Origin of the sequence: Candidatus Dactylopiibacterium carminicum (genome assembly GCF_014736495.1) — a bacterium.
In the GTDB taxonomy this organism is placed as follows: Bacteria; Pseudomonadota; Gammaproteobacteria; order Burkholderiales; family Rhodocyclaceae; genus Uliginosibacterium; species Uliginosibacterium carminicum.
Genome location: NZ_MDUX01000025.1, coordinates 24,654 through 49,780, shown reverse-complemented (window position 1 = coordinate 49,780; position 25,127 = coordinate 24,654). Strand labels below are relative to the sequence as shown.

Genomic DNA, 25,127 nt, shown 5'->3' with positions numbered 1-25,127 from the left:
GGGTGATCTTCATGCACCAGGGCCGGGTGCATGAGATGGGGGCGCCCGAGGCGTTATTCGGCAACCCGCAGACCCCGGAACTCAAACAGTTCCTCTCTTCTCTGCATAACTGAGCAGGGCGACTCCGTGATCGGTGCGCATGGCGCACCCTACGGGGCCCGCTCCGTAGCGTCTTTCGTACGGATGGGGGTCATCCCGGCGCAAGCCGGGACCCAGACGGTGGAACGAGAACCTGGATTCCGGCTTGCGCCGGAATGAGGTCGCCAGGGGAGCCTGGGCCCCCAGGCGTACCGCAGCCCTGCCTTCAGCCTTCCGCTACGCGCCTGGCGATATGTGCCAGCGCTTCTTCCACCTGATCGATAAGGATCAGGCACAGGTCGCCTTCTTCGAGCTGGGCCAGCGCATGGTCGATGGCGAGGAATTCGCCATGGATCTCGTCGACGATGCTGGTGCGGCCGGCACCGGCCAGGCCCTCGCGCAGCAGGGAAAGCACTTCGCCATCGGCACGGCCGCGCTGGCAGGCATCCTGGTACAGCACGACGCGGTCGAAGGCGGCGCCGAGGATGCGCGTCTGCTCGCGGATGTCTTCGTCGCGGCGGTCGCCAGCGCCGGAGATCACCACGCTGCGATGTTTGCCGGGCATGGCTTCGACAGCCTTGACCAGTGCCAGCATGGCGTCCGGGTTGTGGCCGTAGTCGGCGATCAGCGTGGCGCCCCGGTGGGTGAAGAGGTTGAAGCGGCCGGGCGCATTGTCGGAATCATTGACGAAGCTCGCCAGCCCGGTGCGTACGGCGTCCCAGTTCAGCCCCACGCCCCAGGCGGCGCCCATTGAGGCCATCACGTTGTCGACCTGAAAGCCGATGCTGCCATTGCGCGTGAGCGGTACGCCAGCCAGCGCGATGCGAGCCACCTCGGTGTTGCCCTCGGCGGCGACCAGGTCACCGCTTTCGACGTACACCACGCGTTTGCCCTGCATGCGGTGTGTGGCGACCACCGGATGCAGACGGTCAGCGGCGAAGAAGATCACCTGACCGGGGCAGTTGGCAGCCATGCCGGCCACGATGGGGTCCGCCGCGTTGAGCACGGCGTAGCCGCTGTCGGCGACGTTCTGCACGATCACGCGTTTGAGCACGGCGAGATCCTCGACCGTGGTGATGTAGTTCAGACCGAGGTGGTCACCCAGACCGATGTTGGTGACCACGCCAACCTGGCAGCGGTCGAAGGCCAGCCCCTCGCGCAGCAGGCCGCCGCGCGCGGTCTCGAACACCGCAGCGTCCACGTCCGGATGCAGCAGCACGTTGCGTGCGCTGCGCGGGCCGGAGCAGTCGCCGCTGTCGATCCGTTTGCCCTGGATGTAGATGCCGTCGGTGTTGGTCATGCCGGTGCGCAGCCCGCTCTTTTCCAGCAGGTGGGCGATCAGGCGCACGGTGGTGGTCTTGCCGTTGGTGCCGGTGACCGCGATGACCGGAATGCGGGCGTCCTCACCCGGCGCGAACATGGTGCTGATCACTGCCTCGCCGACGTTGCGTGCCTTGCCGTAGGAGGGCGAGAGATGCATGCGCAGGCCCGGCGCGGCGTTCACTTCGACGATGCCGCCGGCCTGTTCCTCCAGCGGTTTGTGTACGGTTTCGCAGACCACGTCCACACCGCAGATGTCCAGCCCGACCATCTGCGCGGCGGCCACGGCGCGTGCGGCCAGATCGGGATGCACGTCATCGGTGACGTCGGTGGCGGTGCCGCCGGTGGAGAGGTTGGCGTTGTTGCGCAGGATCACGCGCTGGCCCAGCGCCGGGATGGATTCAGCCTCCAGGCCTTGCTCTGCCAGTCGGGCGAGCGCGATGTCGTCGAAGCGGATGCGGGTCAGCGAGGTGGCGTGGCCCACGCCACGGCGCGGGTCGCGGTTCACTTCCTCGACCAGTTCGCGCACGGTATGCACGCCATCGCCGAGCACCAGCGGTGGCTCGCGGCGCGCGGCGGCGATCAGGCGGTCGCCCACCACGAGCAGGCGGAAGTCTGCGCCGGGGAGGAATTTTTCCACCAGCACCTCGTCGCTGATGGCGTTGGCTGCCAGCCAGGCGGCTTCCATCTGTTCGCGCGTGTTGATGTTCACCGACACGCCCTTGCCCTGGTTGCCGTCCTGCGGTTTGACCACCACCGGGACGCCAATCTCCTGCGCGGCGGCCCAAGCATCTTCCAGGCTGCTGGCCGGGCGGCCCTTGGGTACCGGCACCCCAGCGGCTTCGAGCAGTTTCTTGGTGAGTTCCTTGTCCTGCGCGATGGATTCGGCAATCGCGCTGGTGGTATCGATCTCGGCGGCCTGGATGCGGCGCTGGCGACTGCCCCAGCCGAACTGGATCAGGCTGCCGCCGGTGAGCCGGCGGAAGGGGATGTTGCGTGCGGCGGCGGCATAGACGATGGAGCCGGTGGAGGGACCGAGGCGCTCGTCCTCGTCCAGCTCGCGCAGGCGGGTGAGTTCGGCCGCGATATCGAAGCTGCCATTGCTGAAGGCGGCGTTGCAGAGGGACTCGGCCAGTTCCAGCGCCAGGCGGCCGACGGTTTCCTCGCTGTATTCGACCACCACCAGATACACCCCGGCGTCCGTGGTGGCCGTGGTGCGGCTGAAGGTGACGGGGCAGCCGGCCTCGGCCTGCAGGCCCAGCGCGGCGAGCTCGAGCATATGGGCAAGCGTAAGGGCTTCATCCACGGCACCGGCGCGAATCACGCCGATCTGAGGAAAAAGGGCACGCAGGCGGGCCTCGAAACCGGCCTCGGCCGCCAGCGCGCATTCGGCCGGCGTGCATTGCACGATGGCTTCGATGGCGGTGTGGCGGCTCCACAGGTTGGGGCCGCGCAACGCGCGGATGCGGGAAACTTGCATGGATGCGATTCCTTGTGGAGTTGCCGGTGCGCTCAGCGCACCAGACAGGCGTCAAAGCTCTCGATGCCGCTGGCGATCAGTTCGGCCGGAATGCCCAGGGCCCAGGCCGCGGCAACGCCCGCCAGATCTTCAGGCTGTGCGGGCACTCTCAGATGGCGCCGTGCGGGGCCGGTGGCGAGCACCACTTGCCCGGCTTCGAGGAACACGGCACGGCCATCTTTGGCGCAATGCTCGGCAATGCCCGGCGACGCGGCACTGGCACCGTACAGCAGTACGGCGCCATCGCTCAGGTCGGCCAGGCCGGAGACCAGGGCATCGTCCGCATTGAGTACCGTGGCGCCTGACTCGAGCACCACGTCGACCTGCGTGCGCAGCACGCTGGCGAGCTTTTCGGCGTCATGCACGTCGAAGCGGGCGAGATCCGTGGGCGTCTCGATGCGGGTTACCACGCCGACGTTGCAGCGGTCGTAGGGCAGACCATCGGCGAGGATGCCTGCGGCGGCGGTTTCGAATACGGCAGCGTCGATCTTGCGGTTCATCAGCAGGCGCTGGCCTGCGTCGAAATTGGCGCAGTCACCGCGTTCGAACTGGCGCTGATCGACGAACAGGCCGTCGCGGCAGGCGACGCCGGCATGGTAGCCGCCGACGTAGAGCAGCCAGCCGATCAGGCGCGCCAGCCGTGTGGTGCCGGCACTGCCGGTGATGCCGATCACGGGGATGCGGCCATCGCCTTCGGGGAACAGGTGGTCGGCAATGGCTTCACCCACCGGGCGGGGCTGGCCGACGGCCGGCTTGAGGTGCATCAGCAGCCCGGGGCCGGCGTTCACCTCGACGATGGCGCCGCGCGTCTCGGCCAGTGGGCGGGAAACGTCGGTGGTGACCAGATCGATGCCGGCGATGTCCAGGCCGACGATGCGTGCGGCCAGCGCTGCGGTGGCGGCGACTTCGGGATGGACTTCGTCGGTGCAGTCGATGCAGACGTTGCCGTTGCGTTGCACCACCACGCGCTGGCCTGCGGCCGGCACGGTGTCGGGCGTGAAGCCTTGGCGCTTGAGCAGAAGCAGCATGCCCTGGTCGCTGTCGACGCGGATGGTTTCGAGCGGGAACTCTTCGGCATCGCCACGGCGCGGGTCGCTGTTGAGCTGTGTGTCGATCAGGGCGCGTACGGTGCTCTGGCCGTCACCGGTGAGGTGGATCTGTTCGCCGCGTCCGGCGGCCACCAGCTTGCCGCCGACAACCAGCAGGCGATGTTCCACACCCTGGATGAAGCGTTCGACGATCACGTCGCTGCCTTCGGCGTCGGCGATCGGGTAGGCTGCCTTCACTTCTTCCTCGCTCATCAGTTCGAGCGATACGCCGCGTGCGTGGTTGGCGTCCGAAGGTTTGACCACGACTGGCAGGCCGATGTCCTGCGCGGCGTCCCAGGCCTCGTCGGCCGAGCGCACCACCTGGCCTTCAGGCACCGGTACACCGCAGGGGATCAGCAGGCTCTTGGTGAGATCCTTGTCGCAGGCGATGTTTTCAGCGATGGCGCTGGTGCGGTCGGTTTCGGCCGTCCATACGCGCCGTTGGTGGCGCCCCCAGCCCAACTGCACGAGGTTGCCGTCTTCGAGCAGGCGGATGGCCGGTACGTTGCGGGCCTGCGCGGCATCCACGATGCAGGCCGTGGAGGGGCCCAGGCACAGTGAGTCAGCCAGCTCGTGCAGGTGGGTGACGGTGGCCGGTACGTCGAAAGGCCGGTCTTCGATGGCGGCCATCACCAGATCGCGCGCAGCCCGCAGCGCGGCGAGGCTGACTTCCTTCTGCCGCGAGCGGATGACGATCTTGTAGACACTGCGCTGCGAGGTGCTGCGTGCCTTGCCGAAACCAGTGCGCTGGCCAGCCTGGGTCTGCAGCTCCAGCGCCACGTGCTCCATGATGTGTGCTGGCCAGGTGCCCTCCTGTACGCGGCGCAGGAAACCACCGCGCTCGCCGTAGCTGCATTCGTGTTCGATCAGCCCGGGCAGCCAGGCGGACAGGCGTTCGTAGAAGCCGGGCAGGGTGTTGGAGGGAAAGTCCTCAAGCTCGTCGATATCGACGCGGACTTCCACGGCGGGACGGTAGGTCCAGATGTTGGGACCACGCAGGTGCAGCGTTTCGAGAATGCGGATGTCTTTGCTCATGAGGATTCGGGCTGGGTCCAGGGGCGCCAGGTGGCCTTGTAACGCGTCAGTCTGGTGCGGAGTTTACCGCCGCACGATTTATTTCATAGCTTGCTCCAGCGGTGTGTACGCGGGTTTATGATGGCGCCGCCCAATCATTGCCCCGTCATGGTGCAGCTGTTTCCCTTATCTCCGTCATGTCCGTAGAGCTTCCTTCTCCGTGGTCCTCCGATCTGGCCGCGCGCCTCGATTCCGGCGAATCCGTCGTGGCCAGCTTGCCGCTGGATCTGGATGCCCGGCTGCATTTCGCGGCCGGGTTGCTGTTGCTCACCGAACGACGCCTGATCGCCGTGGATGCGTCGGGCGGCTGGCAGGACTGGCCGCTGCGCGCCGGGCTGAGGCTGAACCATGGCGACCATGCCGGCGTGGCGCTGCTGGCGCTGGAGGATGGGCAGCAACGCCTCGCGCACTGGCGTTTCACGCTGGCACAGAATCTGGCGGCTCTGAGGTTACTTGGCGAATTTGAGCGACGCATCGAGGCGCTGGCCAGTGGCGAGCGCCTGCAGCCGGTGGAGGAAGCCGTCTGCGCAACCTGCAAGACGCCGCTGCCGCCGGGAGAGGATGAGTGCCCGCTGTGCGCCCGCACGGTGAATGAGGCCCCCTCGACCTGGACGCTGTTGCGCCTGTGGCGCTTTGCGCGGCCCTACCGCTGGCAGTTGTTTTCCGGCTTCGCGCTGATGGTGGGCGCTACTGCTGCCACGCTGGTCTCCCCCTATCTGACCATGCCGCTGATGGACGAAGTGCTGATCCCGTTTCAGAACGGGCAGCAGATCGAGCCGCATCTGGTGGCGATGTATCTGGGCGGCCTGCTGGGCGCGGCGCTGGTTTCCTGGCTGCTGGGCTGGGCCAAGACCTACATTCTGGCGCTGGTATCCGAACGCATCGCGGCGGATCTGCGCACCACGACCTACGAGCACCTGCTGGGGCTGTCTTTGGAGTATTTCGGTGGCAAGCGTACGGGCGACCTGATCGCACGCATCGGCTCGGAATCCGACCGCATCAGCGTCTTCCTGTCACTGCATGCGCTGGACTTCATCACCGACGTGCTGATGATCGTCATGACCTCGGTGATCCTGTTCTCCATCAATCCCTGGCTGGCGCTGGCGACTCTGCTGCCGCTGCCGCTGATCGCCTGGCTGATCCATCTGGTGCGCGATCGGCTGCGCACCGGCTTCGAGAAGATCGACCGGGTGTGGGCCGAGGTGACCAACGTGCTCGCCGACACCATTCCGGGCATCCGCGTGGTCAAGGCCTTCGCGCAGGAATCCCGCGAGGCCGGGCGTTTCCGCACCGCCAACCGCCACAACCTGGCGATCAACGACAAGCTCAACCGGACCTGGTCGCTGTTTTCGCCAACGGTGTCATTGCTCACCGAGATCGGTCTGCTGGTGGTATGGGCTTTCGGCATCTGGCTGGTGGCGCACGAGAGCATCACCGTCGGCGTGCTCACGGCTTTCCTTGCTTACATCGGCCGCTTTTACACGCGGCTGGATTCGATGAGCCGCATCGTTTCGGTGACACAGAAGGCCGCAGCCGGCGCCAAGCGCATCTTCGATATCCTCGACCACGTCTCCAGCGTGCCGGAACCCGTCAATCCACAGCCGCTGCCGCGCGTGCAGGGGGCGATCAGCCTGCGCGAGATCGGCTTCCGCTACGGTAACCGTTCGGTGATCCGTGGCCTGTCGCTGGATATCCGGCCAGGCGAAATGATCGGCCTGGTGGGGCATTCGGGGTCGGGCAAGAGCACGCTGGTGAATCTCATCTGCCGTTTCTACGACGTCAGCGAAGGCAGCATCAGCATCGACGGCGTGGATATCCGCAGCGTGGCGCTGGCGGACTTTCGCCGCCACATCGGTCTGGTGTTGCAGGAGCCTTTCCTGTTTTTCGGCACGGTGGCCGAGAACATCGCCTACGGCAAACCCGAGGCTACGCGCGAGGAAATCGTCGCCGCAGCACGCGCGGCCCATGCGCACGAATTCATCCTGCCTCTGCCGCTGGGATACGACTCCATCGTCGGCGAGCGCGGCCAGGGGCTTTCCGGCGGCGAGCGCCAGCGCATCTCGATCGCGCGCGCGCTGTTGATCGATCCGCGCATCCTGATCATGGATGAAGCCACTTCTGCGGTGGATACCGAAACCGAGAAGGAAATCCAGCGTGCGCTGGACAATCTGGTGCAGGGGCGCACCACGATTGCCATTGCCCACCGCTTGTCCACCTTGCGCAAGGCCGACCGGCTGGTGGTGATGGACAGGGGGCAGATCGTGGAAGTGGGGAACCACGATGAGCTGATGGCTGCAGAGGGGGCCTACTGGCGCCTGTATCAGGCGCAACTGCGCAATGCCGAGCAGACCTTGCTGGAAGGGGGCGAATGATGGGCCAGGTGGACTTCGCCTTCGAGCACAATGCCTTTGGCCAATTGGTGCTGATCGATGCGAATGGGGGTCGGCACGACAACGTGCTGCCGGTACGCGCGCATCCGGTCTCGGCGCCCGACGAAGGGGTCTCCATCGTCGATCAGGATGGCCACGAACTGCTGTGGATCCCGTCGCTGAATGAACTGCCCGATGGCATGCGTGATCTGCTGGCGGCTGCGCTGGCGGCGCGCGAATTCATGCCCGAGATCATGCGACTGGTGTCGGTATCCAGCTTTGCCACGCCCAGTACCTGGCAGGTAGAGACCAGCCGGGGCACGACGCGTTTCGTGCTCAAGGGAGAAGAGGATATCCGCCGATTGCCCGGTGGCATCCTGCTAGTGGCGGACGCACACGGCATCCAGTTCATGGTCCGGGACGTCCGGGCGCTGGATCGTCATTCGCGCCGGCTGCTTGACCGCTTCCTGTGAGGTTGCTGTGCGTGCTCCTGGCCTTGTTTGCCGTGCCGGCGGGTGCTACAACACTGGCCTGCCACATCAGCTATGGCGGTGAAACGCAGATCCTGCGGCAGGCGCATCTGAGGCAGGTCCGCGATGCCTATGTGCAGGCACCACAGGCCATCGGCTTCTATTTTCTGTTCCGCCCCGTTTTCGAGCCTGCGGCCGTCAAGCTCTACACCTATGTCGACCATCCGGATGGCCCGGTGCTGCTGCATCAGGCGAGTTTTTCCCATCCTGCGGCAACCCGCACCCGTGGCCGCCATGGCTTCACGGGCGAGCAACGGATCTACGAGCCCATCCGTGACAGTGAGCTGCAGTACTGGTGCGAAATCGAGGATCGGCCATGAGCGGGCGGATATCGCTCGGCGCTGCCTTGGCAGGGCAGTTTTTTCTGCTGTTGCTTGCCTTGCTGCTCCCGGATGAGGCCCGTGCTGACAGGTCATTAACCTTGCTGTTTGCCGGGGATGTCATGCTCGACGATGGCCCCGGACGACTCATCGCGCGGGGCGGGGATCCGCTGGCGCCCTTTGCCGCCATTCTGGCGCGGGCGGATTACCGCATTGCCAACCTGGAAACGCCCATTGCCGAGAGCGGCCGGGCGCACCCGAACAAGATCTTCACCTTTCGTTCCCGACCCGAGGTCTTGCGGGTGCTGCAGGGGCGATTCGACGCTGTTTCGCTGGCCAACAACCATTCCGGGGACTACGGACAGAGTGCTTTCCTGGAAACCATCGCCTTGCTCGACGCGCAGGGGGTCGGGCATTTCGGCGGTGGGCGCGATCTTGCCGAAGCGCATGCGCCACTATGGATCGTGCGTGACGGTCTGAAGATTGCCGTGCTGGGATACAACGAATACAAACCACGCAGTTTCGAGGCCGGGGCGGGCTGGCCGGGCATCGCCTGGAGCGAGGATAGCCAGGTGCTGGCGGACATCCGGGCGGCGCGTGCCGATGGTGCCGATCTGGTCATCCCTTTCATGCATTGGGGGTGGGAGGGCATGCCGCTGGCCGATGCGCGCGCCGCGGCTGTGGTGGGCGGGCACCCTCATGTAACACAGGATGTCGAGATCCATCGTGGCCGCCCGATCATCTATAGCCTGGGCAACTTCGTGTTCGACGGATTCGAGAGGCGCGAGGAAAAGACGGGCTGGCTGCTTCGCTTGCGCCTGGATGCCGAAGGTGTGGTGGCCTGGGATACGCTGGAAGCTCGGATGGATGCCGATGGCACGCCGCATCCTGTGCTAGGGGCGAGAACGCCTTGTGGCAGGCGAGGGGGGCGTGAGGTGCGCGCGTGTACTGCTAGCGACTGGTGATTTGCCGGTCAGAGTGCGTGGATTCGGTTGCCGCTGCGCAATCCGACCCAGGATAGATCTTCCAGTCCGCGCGACAGCACCAGCACCTTGAACAGCTCGCCCATCTCGTGCGGGCCGAGCAGCCGCAATGCGGCACGTGCTGCGCGTAGGTAGGCGGGTTGTTCAGGTGAACCGATGGCGGCCAGGCAGTCGAGGATGCCGCAGTCCGTCAGGAAACTGGCCTGGTTGGCATAACCTGCCACCTGAAGCTCTGCGGCATGAGCTGCCTCGGCCACCGCAGTGAAGTCTACGAATGCGGTGAGATCGTTGAGACCGGGCCAGGCCAGCAGATCATCGTGGGCGCGGTGGCGGTAGTAGCACTGCAGCGTGCCGCTGCTGCGACTGGGCAGGTAGTACTCCGACTGTGGATAGCCGTAGTCGATCAGGATCAGCGCACCGCGTGTCAGGCGTCGACCCCATTCGGCCACCCAGGCACGTGCGGCGAGGCAGATTTCGCTGATGTACTCGCCTTCTTCAGGCAAGGGGATCCGGAGTGCTGTCGCTGCAGCGAGCAGGCGACCCGTGGCAGGGCGATCCTGCCAGACCATACGGTCATCCGCCTGCAGCGCCACTCCACGCTCGAAGATACCGTCAGCACGCCAGACCACACGCTGTACGGGCATCACGTCGAGCACTTCATTGGCCACCACGCAGCCGGAGAATCCATCGGGCAAGGCATCCAGCCAATACACACGGGAGGCGAGGTGAGGCGCGCGCGCTTCCAGCAAAGCCCGCTGACGCGGACGCAATTCACCGGATAGCTCCAGAATGCCGTAACGCTCGGGCAGGGCATCAAGCGCTTCCAGCGCCAGGAGCAGATCACAGGCCAGCTGCCCCGTGCCGGCGCCGACCTCCAGTACTTCGTAAGCACTGGCCGCCATTATCTGTGCAACCTGCCGGGCCAGTGCCTGGCCGAACAAGGGGCTGATTTCGGGGGCGGTGACGAAATCCCCTTCTTCGCCGAATTTGCGTGCCCCTCCCGAGTAGTAGCCCAAGCCGGGTGTGTAGAGCGCAGCACTCATGAAGCGTGCGAAGCTGATCCATCCATCCTGCCGGATTCCGGCCTGGATCCTTGTGGTCAGGATGGTGGATTGCGAAGCGGCGTCGGGTACGGGCAGATTGGGATCCATGCCGTGGATTCTAACGGCGAGTGCTGAAAACCTGCTGTCCGAAGCAAAAAGGGCTTGACTCATCCAGAAACGGTCACTATAGTTCTGCGTTCCTCGCTGGAGGGGTGCCCGAGTGGCTAAAGGGGGCAGACTGTAAATCTGTTGGCTTACGCCTACGTTGGTTCGAATCCAACCTCCTCCACCAGTTTAAAGCGAAGTCCGTGTAAGCGGATCTAGCGAGCAGGAGCGGATCAGGTGTTGATCGCCCGGTTGCCGGGTGAGTCGTGATCAGTTTGAGCGGGTGTAGCTCAATGGTAGAGCAAAAGCCTTCCAAGCTTATGACGAGGGTTCGATTCCCTTCACCCGCTCCAGTGTTTTGCAGTGCCCTTGTAGCTCAGTGGTAGAGCACTCCCTTGGTAAGGGAGAAGTCACGTGTTCAATCCACGTCAAGGGCACCATTCTTCTTTCATATTTCTGACATTTGCTCAGTTGATTGGGGTAGATCATGGCCAAGGAAAAGTTTGAACGTACGAAGCCGCACGTGAACGTGGGCACGATTGGTCACGTTGACCACGGCAAGACGACGCTGACGGCAGCGATCACGACGGTGCTGGCCTCGAAGTTCGGTGGTGCCGCCAAGGCATACGACCAGATCGACGCGGCGCCGGAAGAAAAGGCTCGTGGTATCACCATCAACACCGCGCACGTCGAATACGAAACGGCCAATCGTCACTACGCCCACGTGGATTGCCCGGGGCACGCCGACTACGTCAAGAACATGATTACCGGTGCCGCCCAGATGGACGGCGCCATCCTGGTGTGCTCGGCCGCTGACGGCCCCATGCCCCAGACTCGCGAACACATCCTGTTGGCCCGTCAGGTCGGTGTGCCTTACATCATCGTGTTCCTGAACAAGTGCGACATGGTCGATGACGCCGAGCTGCTCGAGCTCGTCGAAATGGAAGTGCGCGAACTGCTCTCCAAGTACGACTTTCCGGGCGACGACGTGCCCATCGTCAAGGGCTCGGCCCTGAAGGCGCTGGAAGGTGACAAGGGCGAAATCGGTGAAGGCGCCATCATGGCCCTGGCCGACGCGCTGGACTCCTACATCCCCACGCCGGAACGTGCCATCGACAAGCCCTTCCTGATGCCGATCGAAGACGTGTTCTCGATCTCGGGTCGTGGCACCGTGGTGACCGGTCGTGTCGAGCGCGGTGTCGTCAAGGTTGGTGAAGAAATTGAAATCGTCGGCATCAAGGACACGCAGAAGACCATCTGTACGGGCGTCGAAATGTTCCGCAAGCTGCTGGATCAAGGGCAAGCGGGCGACAACGTCGGCGTGCTGCTGCGCGGCACCAAGCGTGAAGACGTGGAGCGCGGCCAAGTACTGTGCAAGCCGGGCTCGATCAAGCCGCACACCCACTTCACCGGTGAAGTGTATGTGCTGAGCAAGGACGAAGGCGGTCGTCACACCCCGTTCTTCAACAACTACCGTCCGCAGTTCTACTTCCGTACGACGGACGTGACTGGCGCCATCACGCTGCCGGAAGGCACCGAGATGGTGATGCCTGGCGACAACATTTCGATGACCGTCAAGCTGATTGCGCCGATCGCCATGGAAGAAGGTCTGCGCTTCGCCATTCGCGAAGGTGGCCGCACTGTTGGCGCCGGCGTCGTCGCCAAAATCATCGAGTAATACAGCTGGACGCGAGAAGGGCTTGCTCTTCCCGCTGTTTTGACCAGACGGCGCTCTGTTTCATCGGGGCGCTTTGTAGTCTCTGCTGCAGGGGCATAGCTCAATTGGCAGAGCGTCGGTCTCCAAAACCGAAGGTTGGGGGTTCGAGACCCTCTGCCCCTGCCAATATCACGAAGGTGGATTTTCCATGGGCGATACTCTGAAGTTTGCGCTAGCGGTACTTCTCGTTGCCGCTGGCCTGGTCGGATATTACCTGCTCGATGGTCAGGCCACGATCTTTCGTGTGCTCAGCGTATTGGCGGGTCTGGGGTTGGGTGTTGCTGTCGGCTGGTACACCGCGCCCGGGCAACGTCTGGTTGCCTTTGGTGGCGAAGCCATCATCGAGGCGAAAAAGGTTGTCTGGCCCAGCAAGAAAGAAACTGTGCAGACCACCGGTGTGGTCTTCGCTTTCGTGGTTGTAATGGCAATCATTCTGTGGCTGGTCGATCTGGGGGTCGGCAAGCTGATCGGCATGCTTCTGGGGTGGAATCAATGAGCAAGCGCTGGTACGTGGTTCACGCCTATTCCGGTTTCGAGAAATCGGTCATGCGCGCTCTGACAGAGCGCGTAGCCCGTTCTGGACTGGCAGATCGTTTTGGCCAGATTCTGGTGCCGGTCGAAGAAGTTCTGGAGATGAAGAACGGCCAAAAAAGCGTCACCGAGCGCAAATTCTTCCCGGGTTATGTGCTTGTCGAGATGGAGATGGACGACGACACCTGGCACTTGGTGAAAAGCACCCCGCGCGTGACGGGCTTTGTGGGTGGTGTGGGCAACAAGCCGACACCGATCACGGAGCGCGAAGTAGCTGAAATCATGCAGCAAATGCAGGCCGGTGTTGAAAAGCCGCGCCCCAAGATTCTGTTCGAAGTGGGCGAGTTGGTGCGCGTGAAGGAGGGGCCGTTTGCGGACTTCAATGGCTCCGTTGAAAGTGTCAACTACGAGAAAAGCCGTCTGCATGTGTCTGTGACGATCTTCGGGCGGGCAACGCCGGTCGAGCTGGAATTCAGTCAGGTCGAGAAGACCTGATCAGGTTGTGGAGGTGCCGGAGCCTCCCAGATCCCTCCGGCAAGAGGAGCATTGCGGCTCTCCGCATGCGCTAATACTCATCTCAAGGAGCCATCATGGCAAAGAAAATTGTCGGCTACGTCAAGCTGCAAGTGCCGGCGGGCAAGGCCAACCCTTCGCCCCCAATCGGTCCCGCGCTCGGTCAACGCGGCCTGAACATCATGGAATTCTGCAAGGCGTTCAACGCCCAGACCCAATCCTACGAGTCGGGTCTGCCGCTGCCGGTGGTGATCACCGCCTTCGCGGACAAGAGTTTCACCTTTATCATCAAGACCCCGCCGGCTACCGTGCTGATCAAGAAGGCGGTCGGTCTGCAGAAGGGTTCGTCCAAGCCCCATACCGACAAGGTCGGTACGATCACTCGTGCCCAGCTCGAGGATATCGCCAAGGCCAAGATGAAGGATCTGACCGCGGCCGACCTCGACGCCGCCGTTCGCACCATCGCCGGCTCCGCCCGAAGCATGGGCATCAACACGGAGGGCGTGTGACATGGCAAAGCTGTCCAAGCGAGTGAAGGCACTGCGTGCCGCGGTTGACCGCAACAAGCTGTATGTGGCCGAAGAGGCGCTGACGCTGGTCAAGCAGAATGCAACCGCCAAGTTTGACGAGTCTGTCGACGTCGCAATCAATCTGGGCGTGGATGCCAAGAAGTCCGACCAGGTGGTGCGTGGCTCTGTGGTGCTGCCTGCGGGGACTGGCAAATCGGTGCGTGTGGCCGTGTTTGCTCAGGGCCCGAAAGCTGAAGAAGCCCGTGCCGCTGGTGCTGACGTTGTCGGCTTCGACGATCTGGCCGAGCAGGTCAAGGCTGGCACTATCGATTTCGATCTGTGTATTGCAACGCCTGATGCCATGCGTGTCGTTGGTGCCCTGGGCCAGATTCTCGGTCCGCGTGGGCTGATGCCGAACCCGAAGGTCGGCACCGTGACCATGGACGTGACCACGGCTGTCAAGAACGCCAAGGCTGGTCAGGTCCAGTACCGTACCGACAAGGCAGGCATCATCCATGCCACCATCGGTCGCGCATCTTTCCCGGTCGACGCGCTGCAGCAGAACCTCGGTGCGCTGATCGGTGCTCTGGTCAAGGCCAAGCCGGCCAGCTCCAAGGGTGTGTATCTGCGCAAGATCGCCCTGTCCTCCACGCAAGGGGCGGGTGTGCGCGTGGAACCGACCTCGGTCGCGCAGCAGTAACTGTTTCAAGGCCGGTCGCTATGCGACCGGCCGTTTGTACTTTGGGCCTGTTAACCGTTCGCGGCTGACAGGGTTGTCAAAGACCGTTGGGGTCATCTGGCCAGCAAGGCAGCTGACTTAATCGCCTTCAGTGGCTCCCAGCGCAGATGGCGTAACCCGAAAACAGGTTGTCTCCCCAGTGTTGTACTGAGGATCCTGAATTTGAGGTCGCCGTGGTTGGATGCGGGATTTTCCCGGATCCGTTTTTAGAGGAGCTGACCTTGAGTCTGAATCTGGAAGACAAGAAGGCCGTCGTGGCCGAGGTGTCTGCACAGGTCGCCGACGCTCAAACCATCGTGGTTGCCGAGTATCGCGGCATGGAAGTGGGTGATCTCACTGTCCTGCGCGCCAAGGCCCGCGAACAGGGCGTTTACCTGCGTGTGCTGAAAAACACCCTGGCACGGCGTGCGGTGGTTGATACCACCTTCGCCGGCCTTGCCGAGCACCTGACCGGACCGCTGATCTATTCGATCGGCACCGATGCCGTGGCGCCCGCGCGAGTGTTGAACGACTTCGCCAAGACCAATGACAAGCTTGTGCTGCGTGCCGGTTCCTACGGCGGCAAGGTGCTCGACAAAGCTGGCGTGCAAGCGCTGGCGTCGATCCCCAGCCGCGAGGTGCTGTTGGCCCAGCTGCTGGGTGTCATGCAGGCCCCGATCTCTGGCTTCGCGCGCGTCATCGCCGCCGTGGCCGAGCAAAAGGGCGAAACTGCTACTGCCTGAGCACGCAAGCTGTATTCACTGAAACAATCTCAAATTTAGGAATTACAAAATGGCATTCGATAAAGACGCATTCCTGGCTGCGCTCGACTCCATGTCCGTGCTGGAACTGAACGAGCTGGTCAAGGCTGTTGAAGAGAAGTTTGGCGTTTCTGCAGCTGCGATGGCTGCTCCGGCTGCTGGTGGCGCTGCTGGCGGCGCTGCTGCTGCTGAAGAGCAAACCGAGTTCACCGTGATCCTGACTGGTGCAGGCGACAAGAAGGTTGAAGTCATCAAGGTGGTGCGTGCCGTGACCGGCCTGGGCCTGAAGGAAGCCAAGGATCTGGTCGATGGCGCTCCGAAGCCCGTCAAGGAAGGTATTGCCAAGGCCGATGCCGAAGCACTCAAGAAGCAACTGGAAGAAGCCGGCGCCAAGGTCGAGATCAAGTAATCTCGCTTTTTGCAGGCAGGGTTGGCGGCGTTTGCCGCCAGCCCTTTTGTCGTTTAAGCCATTGATCGTGGTGGCTGAAGTTGTGATGCAGTAGGCAGAATCCAGCCCCGCTGACCTCAGCGAGACTGCATTGTGTCCTCTGTTCTGTTGGACTCTTGACCCGGAGCTTCCATGGCGTACTCCTACACCGAGAAAAAACGCATCCGCAAAAGCTTTGCCAAGCGCGCAGCTGTTCTGGATGTCCCTTTCCTGCTGGCTACCCAGCTCGAATCCTATACCTCCTTCCTTCAGGCCGAGGTGCCGCCGGAAACACGGCGAGTGGATGGTCTGCAAGCGGCATTCGCTTCGATCTTCCCCATCGCGTCGCATTCGGGAAATGCCCGCCTGGAGTTCGTGCATTACATCCTCGGTGAACCTGCCTTCGACGTGAAGGAATGTCAGCAGCGTGGCCTGACCTTCGCTTCGCCACTGCGCGCCCGCGTGCGCCTGGTGATCCTGGACAAGGAAGCCTCGAAGGAAACCATCAAGGAGGTCAAGGAACAGGAAGTGTACATGGGCGAAATCCCGCTCATGACCACCACTGGTTCTTTCGTCATCAACGGCACGGAACGCGTCATCGTTTCGCAGCTGCACCGTTCGCCCGGCGTGTTCTTCGAGCATGATCGCGGCAAGACCCACAGTTCCGGCAAGCTGCTGTTCTCGGCGCGTATCATTCCCTACCGCGGCTCCTGGCTGGACTTCGAGTTCGATCCGAAGGATCTGCTGTTCTTCCGTGTCGACCGTCGTCGCAAGATGCCGGTCACCATCCTGCTCAAGGCCATCGGGATGAGCAATCAGGAAATCCTGGAAACCTTCCATGATTTCGAACAGTTCGAATTCGCAGGCAACGACATCCGCTTCGAGATCCTGCCTGAACGCCTGCGCGGCGAAGTGGCGCGCTTTGACATCGCCGATGGCGAAGGCAAGCTGATCGTCGGCAAGGACAAGCGCATCAATGCCAAGCATGTGCGTGATATCGCGACTGCCGGCATTACCAGCGTGGTCGTGCCCGAGGAGTTCCTCCTTGGCCGCGTTCTGGCGCATGACGTTGCCGATCCGGAAACCGGTGAAGTGCTGGCCCGTGCCAACGACGAACTGACCGAAGAGCTGATCGCCAAGCTGCAAGTGGCAGGCGTAAAGACCTTCAGCACGTTGTACATCAACGATCTGGATCGCGGCGGTTACATCACGCAGACGCTGCGCACCGATGAGACCCTGGATCAGTGGCAGGCTCGTGTGGCGATCTATCGCATGATGCGCCCGGGCGAACCGCCCACCGAGGATGCCGTCGAGTCGCTGTTTAACAGTCTGTTCTATTCCGAAGAGCGCTACGATCTGTCGGCCGTGGGCCGTATGAAGTTCAATCGTCGCGCCTATCCGGAGAAATTCGACGACAAGTCGCCGGAATGGCTCAAGCGCTTCTATGAGCAGGTCGGCCCGCAAGGTGAAGAAGGTTCCGGCGTTCTCAGCAACGAAGACATCCTGGCCGTGATCGGTGTGTTGCTCGAGCTGCGCAATGGCCGTGGTGAGATCGACGATATCGATCACCTCGGTAATCGTCGCGTGCGTTGTGTCGGTGAGCTGGCCGAGAACCAGTTCCGTGCCGGTCTGGTGCGTGTAGAACGTGCGGTCAAAGAACGTCTCGGCCAGGCCGAGAGCGAGAACCTGATGCCGCATGACCTGATCAACGCCAAGCCGATCTCGGCCGCGATCAAGGAGTTTTTCGGCTCCAGTCAGCTGTCGCAGTTCATGGACCAAACCAACCCGCTGTCCGAGATCACGCACAAGCGTCGCGTTTCGGCCCTGGGCCCGGGTGGTTTGACGCGCGAACGCGCCGGCTTCGAAGTGCGCGACGTGCATCCGACCCACTATGGTCGCGTGTGTCCGATCGAAACGCCGGAAGGTCCGAACATTGGTCTGATCAACTCGCTGGCCGTGTATGGCACCGCCAACCGCCATGGTTTCCTGGAAACGCCGTATCGCCGTGTGATCGACAACAAGGTCACCGATCAGATCGACTATCTCTTGGCAATCGAAGAAGGCCAGTACATCATCGCCCAGGCAAACGCGCAGATCGGCGAGGATGGCAGTCTGCAGGGTGATCTGGTTTCCGCCCGCTACAAGGGTGAAACCATGCTGGTCGAGCCGCAGCAGGTCCAGTACATGGATGTGTCGCCGTCACAGATCGTTTCTGTGGCTGCTTCGCTGATTCCGTTCCTTGAGCACGACGATGCAAACCGCGCACTGATGGGCGCCAACATGCAACGTCAGGCCGTGCCTTGCCTGCGTCCGGAAAAGCCGTTGGTCGGTACCGGCATCGAACGCACCGTGGCGGTCGACTCGGGGACTGCCGTACAGGCGCTGCGTGGCGGCGTGGTCGACTATGTTGATGCCGATCGTATCGTGATCCGCGTGAACGATGATGAAACCGTTCCCGGTGAAGTCGGCGTCGATATCTACAACCTGATCAAGTACACCCGTTCCAACCAGAATACCAACATCAACCAGCGCCCTATCGTGAAGATCGGAGACCGCCTGGACAAGGGCGATGTGCTTGCTGACGGCGCCTCGACCGACCTGGGCGAACTCGCCCTGGGTCAGAACGTGCTGGTGGCGTTCATGACCTGGAACGGTTACAACTTCGAAGACTCGGTGCTGGTTTCCGAGCGTGTGGTGGCCGAAGATCGTTTCACCTCGATCCACATCGAGGAGCTGACTGTCGTTGCCCGCGACACCAAGCTCGGACCGGAGGAAATCACCCGTGACATCGCCTCGCTGGGTGAAGCCCAACTGGGTCGTCTGGATGAATCCGGTATCGTGTATATCGGTGCGGAAGTCGAAGCCGGTGACGTGCTGGTCGGCAAGGTTACGCCGAAGGGCGAAACCCAGCTGACGCCGGAAGAAAAGCTGCTGCGTGCAATCTTCGGCGAGAAGGCCAGCGATGTGAAGGACACCTCGCTGCGTGTGCCGCTGGGCATGAACGGTACCGTCATCGATGTGCAGGTGTTCACCCGTGAAGGCATCGAGCGCGACAAGCGTGCGCAGTCGATCATCGACGACATGCTCAAGAGCTACCGCCTGGACCTTGCGGACCAGATGCGTATCGTCGAGCGCGACACCTTCGAACGGATCGCACGCCTGATCTCCGGTCATGTCGCCAACGGCGGCCCGAAGCGTCTGGCCAAGGGCACCAAGATCGACAAGGACTATCTGGACTCGATTGAACCCTACAACTGGTTCGATATCCGCATGGCTGATGACGCCATCGCAACGCAGCGCGAACAACTGCGTGAAGGTCTGGAAAAGACCCGCAAGGATTTCGATCTGGCCTTCGAAGCCAAGAAGAAGAAGCTGACCCAGGGCGATGAGCTGCCCCCGGGCGTGCAGAAGATGGTCAAGGTCTATCTGGCTGTGAAGCGTCGCCTGCAGCCGGGTGACAAGATGGCCGGTCGCCACGGCAACAAGGGCGTGGTGTCCAAGATCCTGCCGATCGAGGATATGCCCTACATGGAAGACGGCACGCCGATGGATATCGTGCTGAACCCGCTGGGCGTGCCTTCGCGGATGAACATCGGCCAGATCCTGGAGGTCCATCTGGGCTGGGCGGCCAAGGGTTTGGGCACCAAGATCGACACCATGCTGCAATCGCAGGCCAATGTACGTGAGATCCGTGGTTTCCTGGACGAGATCTACAACTGTGGCGGAACGGATGAAGCGCTGGAAACGCTGCAGGACCAGGAAGTGCTGGATCTGGCTGGCAACCTGAAGAAGGGCGTTCCCTTTGCCACGCCGGTGTTTGACGGCGCAACCGAAGAAGACATCACCAAGATGCTTGAGCTGGCTGGGCTGGACCAAGGCGGTCAGGTCAGCCTGTTCGATGGCCGTACGGGTGAAGCTTTCGAGCGCCAGGTTTCCATCGGCTACAAGCACTACCTGAAGCTGCACCACTTGGTCGATGACAAGATGCACGCACGTTCGACCGGCCCATACTCGCTGGTGACCCAGCAGCCGCTGGGCGGCAAGGTGCAGTTCGGTGGTCAGCGCTTCGGGGAAATGGAAGTCTGGGCGCTGGAAGCCTACGGCGCGGCCTATACGCTGCAGGAAATGCTGACCGTGAAGTCCGACGACGTGACTGGCCGTACCAAGGTCTACGAAAACATCGTCAAGGGCGAGCACAAGATCGATGCCGGCATGCCGGAATCCTTCAACGTGCTGGTGAAGGAAATCCGTTCGCTGGCGATCGATATCGATCTCGAACGCTACTGAACCGCGACTGGAATGGAGTAACGATAGATGAAAAGCCTGCTCGCTGACCTGTTCAAGCAAAGCCTGCCCAACGAGGAAGAGTTCGATGCGATCACCATCGGGCTCGCCTCGCCGGACAAGATCCGTTCCTGGTCCTACGGTGAAGTCAAGAAACCGGAGACCATCAACTACCGCACCTTCAAGCCGGAGCGCGATGGTCTGTTCTGCGCCAAGATCTTCGGCCCGGTGAAGGACTATGAGTGCCTGTGCGGCAAGTACAAGCGCCTGAAGCATCGTGGCGTGATCTGCGAGAAGTGTGGCGTCGAAGTCACGCTCTCCAAGGTCCGTCGCGAGCGCATGGGCCATATCGAGCTTGCCAGCCCGACCGCACACATCTGGTTCCTGAAGAGCCTGCCCAGCCGTCTGGGCATGGTGCTGGATATGACCTTGCGCGACATCGAGCGCGTGCTCTACTTCGAAGCCTTCGTGGTGGTCGAACCGGGCATGACGCCGCTGACCCGCGGCCAGTTGCTGACCGAAGACGATTTCCTCGCCAAGACCGAGGAATACGGCGATGAATTCACCGCCATGATGGGCGCCGAGGGTATCCGCGGTCTGCTGCGCAACATCGATATCCACAAGGAGATTGATCGCCTGCGCAGCGAGCTGGAAACCACCGGCTCTGAAGCCAAGATCAAGAAGATCGTCAAGCGCCTGAAGGTGCTGGAAGCCTTCGTGCAGTCCGGCATCAAGCCCGACTGGATGATCATGGAAGTGCTGCCGGTGTTGCCGCCGGATCTGCGTCCGCTGGTACCGCTGGATGGTGGTCGTTTCGCGACTTCCGATCTGAACGATCTGTATCGCCGCGTCATCAACCGTAACAACCGTCTGAAGCGTCTGCTGGAGCTGAAGGCGCCCGAAATCATCGTGCGCAACGAAAAGCGCATGCTGCAGGAAGCGGTCGACTCGCTGCTCGACAACGGTCGTCGTGGCAAGGCCATGACCGGTGCCAACAAGCGTCCGCTGAAGTCGCTGGCCGACATGATCAAGGGCAAGGGCGGTCGCTTCCGTCAGAACCTGCTGGGCAAGCGCGTGGACTACTCCGGGCGTTCTGTGATCACCGTGGGCCCGCAGCTCAAGCTGCATCAGTGCGGTCTGCCCAAGCTGATGGCCCTCGAATTGTTCAAGCCCTTCATCTTCAACAAGCTGGAGCTGATGGGGCTGGCAACGACCATCAAACAGGCCAAGAAGCTTGTGGAATCGCAAGAACCGGTGGTGTGGGACATCCTCGAAGAGGTGATCCGTGAGCACCCGGTGATGCTGAACCGCGCACCGACGCTCCACCGTCTGGGTATTCAGGCTTTCGAACCGACACTCATCGAAGGCAAGGCGATCCAGCTGCACCCGCTGGTCTGCGCGGCCTTCAATGCCGACTTCGACGGTGACCAGATGGCCGTTCACGTGCCGCTGTCGCTGGAGGCGCAGATGGAAGCTCGCACTCTGATGCTGGCTTCCAACAACGTGTTGTCGCCCGCCAACGGCGAACCGATCATCGTCCCCTCGCAGGACGTGGTGCTGGGCCTGTATTACGCTACCCGCGCCGGCGTGAACAGCCAGGGCGAAGGCATGCTGTTCACCGACGTGGGCGAAGCCAAGCGTGCCTATGAATCGGGCCAGGTGTCGCTGCACGCCAAGGTCACCGTGCGCATCCGCGAGGTCGGTTTCGATGCCGAAGGCAACAAGGTCGAGACCATCAAGCGCTATCACACCACGGTGGGCCGTTCGCTGCTGTCCGAGATCCTGCCGGCTGGCCTGCCGTTCTCGGTGATCGACAAGGCGCTGAAGAAGAAGGAAATTTCGCGCCTGATCAACACATCGTTCCGGCGCTGCGGTCTGCGTGAAACCGTGATCTTCGCCGACAAGCTGATGCAGTTCGGCTTCCGTCTGGCGACCCGCGCTGGTATCTCCATTGCCGTGAAGGACATGCTTGTTCCGACACAGAAGGAGACCATCATCGGGGCCGCTGAGCAGGAAGTGAAGGAAATCGCCCAGCAATACGCCTCGGGCCTGGTGACCGACGGCGAGCGCTACAACAAGGTGGTGGACATCTGGGGCCGTACCGGTGACCAGGTTGCCCGCGCGATGATGGACCAGCTGAGTCAGGAGCCGGTTGTCGACCGCGAAGGCAAGAACACCAAGCAGGAGTCCTTCAACTCCATCTACATGATGGCCGACTCCGGCGCCCGGGGCTCTGCCGCCCAGATTCGCCAGCTTGCCGGCATGCGCGGCCTGATGGCCAAGCCTGATGGCTCGATTATCGAAACACCAATCACGACGAACTTCCGCGAAGGCCTGAACGTTCTGCAGTACTTCATCTCGACCCACGGCGCCCGTAAGGGTCTGGCCGATACGGCGTTGAAGACCGCAAACTCCGGCTATCTGACACGCCGCCTGGTCGACGTGACGCAGGATCTGGTTGTGACAGAGGACGATTGCGAAACCACACAGGGCTTCGTCATGAAGGCCATGATCGAAGGTGGTGAAGTGGTCGAACCGCTGCGCGAGCGTATCCTCGGCCGTGTGGCTGCCGATGACGTGGTGAATCCGGAAACCCAGGAAACTGTGATCTATGCCGGCTCCCTGCTGGACGAAGACGCCTGCGATCTGATCGATTCGCTGGGGATCGACGAAGTACGCGTACGCACCCCGCTAACCTGCGAAACACGCTATGGTCTGTGCGCCAAGTGTTATGGTCGTGACCTTGGTCGTGGCTATCTGGTGAATGCTGGTGAAGCTGTCGGCGTGATCGCCGCCCAGTCCATCGGTGAGCCGGGCACGCAGCTGACCATGCGGACCTTCCACGTCGGTGGTGCCGCATCGCGAGCTGCCGTGGCGAGTTCGGTCGAGGCCAAGTCTGCAGGCTCCCTGCGCTTCACGGGCAACATGCGTTACGTGACCAGCGCCAAGGGTGAAAAGATCGTCATCTCGCGTTCTGCCGAACTGGTGGTGGCCGATGAGATGGGCCGAGAGCGCGAGCGCCACAAACTGCCCTACGGCGCCACTCTGCTGGTCGAAGATGGTCAGGCCATCAAGGCCGGCACTCAACTTGCCACTTGGGATCCGCATACCCGGCCGATCATCACCGAGTACTCGGGCACCATCAAGTTCGAGAACATTGAGGAAGGCGCGACCGTCGCCAAGCAGGTCGACGAAGTTACCGGCCTGTCCACGCTGGTGGTCATCGACGCCAAGCGCCGTTCCACAAGCAGCAAGGGCGTGCGCCCGCAGGTCAAGCTGTTGGATGCGAGCGGTCAGGAAGTGAAGATCCCGGGTACGGAACACGCCGTGACCATCACCTTCCAGGTCGGTTCGCTGATCACCGTGAAGGATGGTCAGGAGGTCTCGGTGGGTGATGTGCTGGCCAAGATTCCGCAGGAATCCGCCAAGACCCGAGACATCACCGGCGGCCTGCCGCGTGTGGCCGAGCTGTTCGAAGCCCGTGCGCCGAAGGATGCTGGCGTGTTGGCGGAAGTTACCGGTACGCTGTCCTTCGGTAAGGACACCAAGGGCAAGCAGCGTTTGGTGATCACCGAGCCTGACGGGACGGTCCATGAGACGCTGATCCCGAAGGACAAGCATGTGCTGGTGCACGACGGTCAGGTGGTTCAGCGTGGCGAACTGATCGTCGATGGTCCGGCCGATCCGCACGACATCCTGCGTCTGCAGGGGGTCGAAGCACTGGCCCGTTACATCATCGACGAAGTGCAGGATGTGTATCGTCTGCAGGGTGTGAAGATCAACGACAAGCACATCGAAGTGATCGTGCGTCAGATGCTGCGTCGTGTGGTCATCAACGATCCGGGTGAAAGCAGGTTCATCCGCGAAGAGCAAGTCGAGCGTTCCGAAGTGCTGGATGAGAACGACAAGCTCATCGCGGCGGGCAAGCAGCCTGCGACTTACGACTACATGCTGTTGGGCATCACCAAGGCCTCTCTGTCGACCGATTCCTTCATCTCTGCGGCGTCCTTCCAGGAAACCACCCGCGTGCTGACCGAAGCGGCGATCATGGGCAAGAAGGATGAGCTGCGCGGCCTGAAGGAAAACGTCATCGTCGGTCGCCTGATCCCCGCCGGTACTGGTCTCGCCTACCACCGTACGCGTCGCGCCCAGTCGGCCGGCCTGGACTTCGGCGGGTCGATTTTTACCGGTGAAGCAGTGAGTGAAGCAGTGGAAGGGGACGCCCCGAGCGCTGCTTGACGGATGGCACGGGCGTCGGCTAGACTCCCGTGTCTTTTAGTGGGCCGACTATCCTTGATGGTCGGTCCGTTTGTTTGATCGCGGCCCGAGCTGGTTTGCCAGCTGGTGGTGAGATCCGAGGAAACGTAATGCCAACCATCAATCAACTCGTTCGCAAGGGCCGGGAAGTTCCGGTCTCCAAGAGCAAGGTGCCGGCTCTGGAAGCCTGCCCGCAGAAGCGCGGAGTTTGTACCCGCGTTTACACCACGACGCCGAAGAAGCCGAACTCCGCGCTTCGTAAGGTCGCCAAGGTGCGTCTGACCAACGGCTTTGAGGTCATTTCCTATATCGGCGGCGAAGGCCACAACCTGCAAGAGCACTCGGTTGTGCTGATCCGCGGTGGTCGTGTGAAGGACTTGCCAGGTGTGCGTTATCACATCGTGCGCGGTTCGCTTGACCTGCAAGGCGTCAAGGATCGCAAGCAGTCCCGTTCGAAGTACGGCGCCAAGCGCCCGAAAAAGTCCTGATCACTGACGAAAGGAGATAGACATGCCACGTCGTCGCGAAGTACCGAAGCGTGAAATCCTGCCTGATCCGAAGTTCGGCAGCCAGGACGTATCCAAGTTCATCAACGTCATCATGGACAGCGGCAAGAAGTCTGTTGCCGAGCGTATCGTGTATGGCGCGTTCGAAACCATCGCCAGCAAGTCCTCCAAGGACCCGCTGGAAGTGTTCTCTACGGCAATCGCCAACGTGAAGCCGGTGGTGGAAGTGAAGAGCCGTCGTGTCGGCGGTGCCAACTACCAGGTTCCGGTGGAAGTGCGTCCGAGTCGCCGCATGGCGCTGTCCATGCGCTGGCTGCGTGAAGCTGCCCGCAAGCGCTCCGAAAAGACCATGGCCTTGCGCCTGGCCGGTGAGCTGCTGGAGGCCGCTGAAGGCCGTGGCGCAGCAATGAAGAAGCGTGACGAAGTGCACCGTATGGCGGACGCCAACAAGGCGTTCTCGCATTTCCGCTTCTGA

18 protein-coding genes and 4 tRNA genes are annotated in these 25,127 nt (G+C 62.2%); 19 read left to right on the top strand and 3 right to left on the bottom strand.

Annotated features, from left to right (window positions below):
• Nucleotides 1-304: 304 nt before the first annotated feature.
• Together cphA and BGI27_RS09300 are read right to left on the bottom strand one after the other, a co-directional pair.
• Nucleotides 305-2,878 carry a cyanophycin synthetase gene (cphA, locus tag BGI27_RS09305; RefSeq protein WP_095524595.1) on the bottom strand — a complete coding sequence of 858 codons (2,574 nt, stop codon included), beginning with the start codon at nucleotides 2,876-2,878 and terminating at the stop codon, nucleotides 305-307.
• Nucleotides 2,879-2,910: 32 nt separating this feature from the next.
• Nucleotides 2,911-5,040: a cyanophycin synthetase gene (locus BGI27_RS09300; RefSeq protein WP_095524594.1), complete on the bottom strand. Its 2,130-nt coding sequence runs from the start codon at nucleotides 5,038-5,040 to the stop codon at nucleotides 2,911-2,913.
• A 176-nt stretch (nucleotides 5,041-5,216) separates the two neighbouring features.
• Here BGI27_RS09300 and BGI27_RS09295 point away from each other — a divergent pair, with 176 nt between their 5' ends.
• From BGI27_RS09295 to BGI27_RS09280, 4 genes are read left to right on the top strand one after another with little or no spacing between them, the layout of a single operon-like run.
• Nucleotides 5,217-7,451 carry a cyanophycin metabolism-associated ABC transporter gene (locus tag BGI27_RS09295; RefSeq protein ID WP_095524593.1) on the top strand — a complete coding sequence of 745 codons (2,235 nt, stop codon included), beginning with the start codon at nucleotides 5,217-5,219 and terminating at the stop codon, nucleotides 7,449-7,451.
• Nucleotides 7,448-7,921, top strand: a complete 474-nt coding sequence (locus BGI27_RS09290; RefSeq protein WP_095524592.1) for a cyanophycin metabolism-associated DUF1854 family protein — start codon at nucleotides 7,448-7,450, stop codon at nucleotides 7,919-7,921. Before BGI27_RS09295 ends, BGI27_RS09290 begins: the two co-directional genes overlap by 4 nt.
• Before the next feature lie 11 nt (nucleotides 7,922-7,932).
• A complete protein-coding gene (locus BGI27_RS09285; RefSeq protein WP_223871714.1) occupies nucleotides 7,933-8,298 on the top strand; it encodes a hypothetical protein in 366 nt (121 codons plus the stop codon).
• Nucleotides 8,295-9,263 (top strand): CapA family protein, encoded by a 969-nt coding sequence (locus tag BGI27_RS09280; protein ID WP_095524590.1) that lies wholly within the window; start codon nucleotides 8,295-8,297, stop codon nucleotides 9,261-9,263. Before BGI27_RS09285 ends, BGI27_RS09280 begins: the two co-directional genes overlap by 4 nt.
• Before the next feature lie 8 nt (nucleotides 9,264-9,271).
• Here the strand turns inward: BGI27_RS09280 and BGI27_RS09275 are convergent, their stop codons facing one another.
• On the bottom strand, nucleotides 9,272-10,432 hold the full coding sequence (locus BGI27_RS09275) for a class I SAM-dependent methyltransferase (RefSeq protein WP_095524589.1): 1,161 nt from the start codon (nucleotides 10,430-10,432) through the stop codon (nucleotides 9,272-9,274).
• 98 nt (nucleotides 10,433-10,530) lie between these two features.
• Here BGI27_RS09275 and BGI27_RS09270 point away from each other — a divergent pair.
• From BGI27_RS09270 to rpsG, 15 genes are all read left to right on the top strand, one after another.
• Nucleotides 10,531-10,616: transfer RNA gene (locus tag BGI27_RS09270), tRNA-Tyr, on the top strand.
• Nucleotides 10,617-10,708: 92 nt separating this feature from the next.
• A tRNA-Gly gene (locus BGI27_RS09265) sits at nucleotides 10,709-10,782 on the top strand.
• A 12-nt stretch (nucleotides 10,783-10,794) separates the two neighbouring features.
• Nucleotides 10,795-10,869: transfer RNA gene (locus BGI27_RS09260), tRNA-Thr, on the top strand.
• A gap of 47 nt (nucleotides 10,870-10,916) precedes the next feature.
• A complete protein-coding gene (tuf, locus tag BGI27_RS09255) occupies nucleotides 10,917-12,107 on the top strand; it encodes an elongation factor Tu (RefSeq protein WP_095524577.1) in 1,191 nt (396 codons plus the stop codon).
• Nucleotides 12,108-12,196: 89 nt separating this feature from the next.
• Nucleotides 12,197-12,272 (top strand) — tRNA-Trp (locus tag BGI27_RS09250).
• Nucleotides 12,273-12,294: 22 nt separating this feature from the next.
• Nucleotides 12,295-12,642, top strand: coding sequence for a preprotein translocase subunit SecE (gene secE, locus BGI27_RS09245; protein WP_095524588.1), 348 nt, complete (start codon nucleotides 12,295-12,297; stop codon nucleotides 12,640-12,642).
• On the top strand, nucleotides 12,639-13,172 hold the full coding sequence (nusG, locus tag BGI27_RS09240; RefSeq protein ID WP_095524587.1) for a transcription termination/antitermination protein NusG: 534 nt from the start codon (nucleotides 12,639-12,641) through the stop codon (nucleotides 13,170-13,172). Before secE ends, nusG begins: the two co-directional genes overlap by 4 nt.
• Before the next feature lie 95 nt (nucleotides 13,173-13,267).
• Complete coding sequence (gene rplK / locus BGI27_RS09235) at nucleotides 13,268-13,699, top strand: 50S ribosomal protein L11 (RefSeq protein WP_095524586.1); 432 nt, start codon at nucleotides 13,268-13,270, stop codon at nucleotides 13,697-13,699.
• Nucleotide 13,700: 1 nt separating this feature from the next.
• Nucleotides 13,701-14,399 (top strand): 50S ribosomal protein L1, encoded by a 699-nt coding sequence (gene rplA, locus BGI27_RS09230; protein WP_095524585.1) that lies wholly within the window; start codon nucleotides 13,701-13,703, stop codon nucleotides 14,397-14,399.
• A gap of 260 nt (nucleotides 14,400-14,659) precedes the next feature.
• The gene (gene rplJ, locus BGI27_RS09225) at nucleotides 14,660-15,160 is read left to right on the top strand and encodes a 50S ribosomal protein L10 (RefSeq protein WP_095524584.1); all 501 of its coding nucleotides are present in this window, start codon (nucleotides 14,660-14,662) and stop codon (nucleotides 15,158-15,160) included.
• A gap of 49 nt (nucleotides 15,161-15,209) precedes the next feature.
• Nucleotides 15,210-15,587, top strand: coding sequence for a 50S ribosomal protein L7/L12 (gene rplL / locus BGI27_RS09220; protein WP_095524583.1), 378 nt, complete (start codon nucleotides 15,210-15,212; stop codon nucleotides 15,585-15,587).
• A gap of 171 nt (nucleotides 15,588-15,758) precedes the next feature.
• Nucleotides 15,759-19,892 (top strand): DNA-directed RNA polymerase subunit beta, encoded by a 4,134-nt coding sequence (gene rpoB, locus BGI27_RS09215; protein ID WP_095524582.1) that lies wholly within the window; start codon nucleotides 15,759-15,761, stop codon nucleotides 19,890-19,892.
• A gap of 27 nt (nucleotides 19,893-19,919) precedes the next feature.
• Nucleotides 19,920-24,128 (top strand): DNA-directed RNA polymerase subunit beta', encoded by a 4,209-nt coding sequence (gene rpoC / locus BGI27_RS09210; RefSeq protein ID WP_095524581.1) that lies wholly within the window; start codon nucleotides 19,920-19,922, stop codon nucleotides 24,126-24,128.
• Nucleotides 24,129-24,256: 128 nt separating this feature from the next.
• Complete coding sequence (rpsL, locus tag BGI27_RS09205; RefSeq protein ID WP_095524580.1) at nucleotides 24,257-24,634, top strand: 30S ribosomal protein S12; 378 nt, start codon at nucleotides 24,257-24,259, stop codon at nucleotides 24,632-24,634.
• Nucleotides 24,635-24,656: 22 nt separating this feature from the next.
• Entirely contained in the window at nucleotides 24,657-25,127 is a 471-nt protein-coding gene (gene rpsG / locus BGI27_RS09200; RefSeq protein WP_095524579.1) for a 30S ribosomal protein S7, read from the top strand.

Excerpts from the sequence above, each read along its gene's own strand:
- cphA (WP_095524595.1), bottom strand. The coding sequence starts at position 2,878 with ATGCAAGTTTCCCGCATCCGCGCGTTGCGCGGCCCCAACCTGTGGAGC.
- BGI27_RS09300 (WP_095524594.1), bottom strand. The coding sequence starts at position 5,040 with ATGAGCAAAGACATCCGCATTCTCGAAACGCTGCACCTGCGTGGTCCC.
- BGI27_RS09295 (WP_095524593.1), top strand. The coding sequence starts at position 5,217 with ATGTCCGTAGAGCTTCCTTCTCCGTGGTCCTCCGATCTGGCCGCGCGC.
- BGI27_RS09290 (WP_095524592.1), top strand. The coding sequence starts at position 7,448 with ATGATGGGCCAGGTGGACTTCGCCTTCGAGCACAATGCCTTTGGCCAA.
- BGI27_RS09280 (WP_095524590.1), top strand. The coding sequence starts at position 8,295 with ATGAGCGGGCGGATATCGCTCGGCGCTGCCTTGGCAGGGCAGTTTTTT.
- BGI27_RS09275 (WP_095524589.1), bottom strand. The coding sequence starts at position 10,432 with ATGGATCCCAATCTGCCCGTACCCGACGCCGCTTCGCAATCCACCATC.
- tuf (WP_095524577.1), top strand. The coding sequence starts at position 10,917 with ATGGCCAAGGAAAAGTTTGAACGTACGAAGCCGCACGTGAACGTGGGC.
- secE (WP_095524588.1), top strand. The coding sequence starts at position 12,295 with ATGGGCGATACTCTGAAGTTTGCGCTAGCGGTACTTCTCGTTGCCGCT.
- nusG (WP_095524587.1), top strand. The coding sequence starts at position 12,639 with ATGAGCAAGCGCTGGTACGTGGTTCACGCCTATTCCGGTTTCGAGAAA.
- rplK (WP_095524586.1), top strand. The coding sequence starts at position 13,268 with ATGGCAAAGAAAATTGTCGGCTACGTCAAGCTGCAAGTGCCGGCGGGC.
- rplA (WP_095524585.1), top strand. The coding sequence starts at position 13,701 with ATGGCAAAGCTGTCCAAGCGAGTGAAGGCACTGCGTGCCGCGGTTGAC.
- rplL (WP_095524583.1), top strand. The coding sequence starts at position 15,210 with ATGGCATTCGATAAAGACGCATTCCTGGCTGCGCTCGACTCCATGTCC.
- rpoB (WP_095524582.1), top strand. The coding sequence starts at position 15,759 with ATGGCGTACTCCTACACCGAGAAAAAACGCATCCGCAAAAGCTTTGCC.
- rpoC (WP_095524581.1), top strand. The coding sequence starts at position 19,920 with ATGAAAAGCCTGCTCGCTGACCTGTTCAAGCAAAGCCTGCCCAACGAG.
- rpsL (WP_095524580.1), top strand. The coding sequence starts at position 24,257 with ATGCCAACCATCAATCAACTCGTTCGCAAGGGCCGGGAAGTTCCGGTC.
- rpsG (WP_095524579.1), top strand. The coding sequence starts at position 24,657 with ATGCCACGTCGTCGCGAAGTACCGAAGCGTGAAATCCTGCCTGATCCG.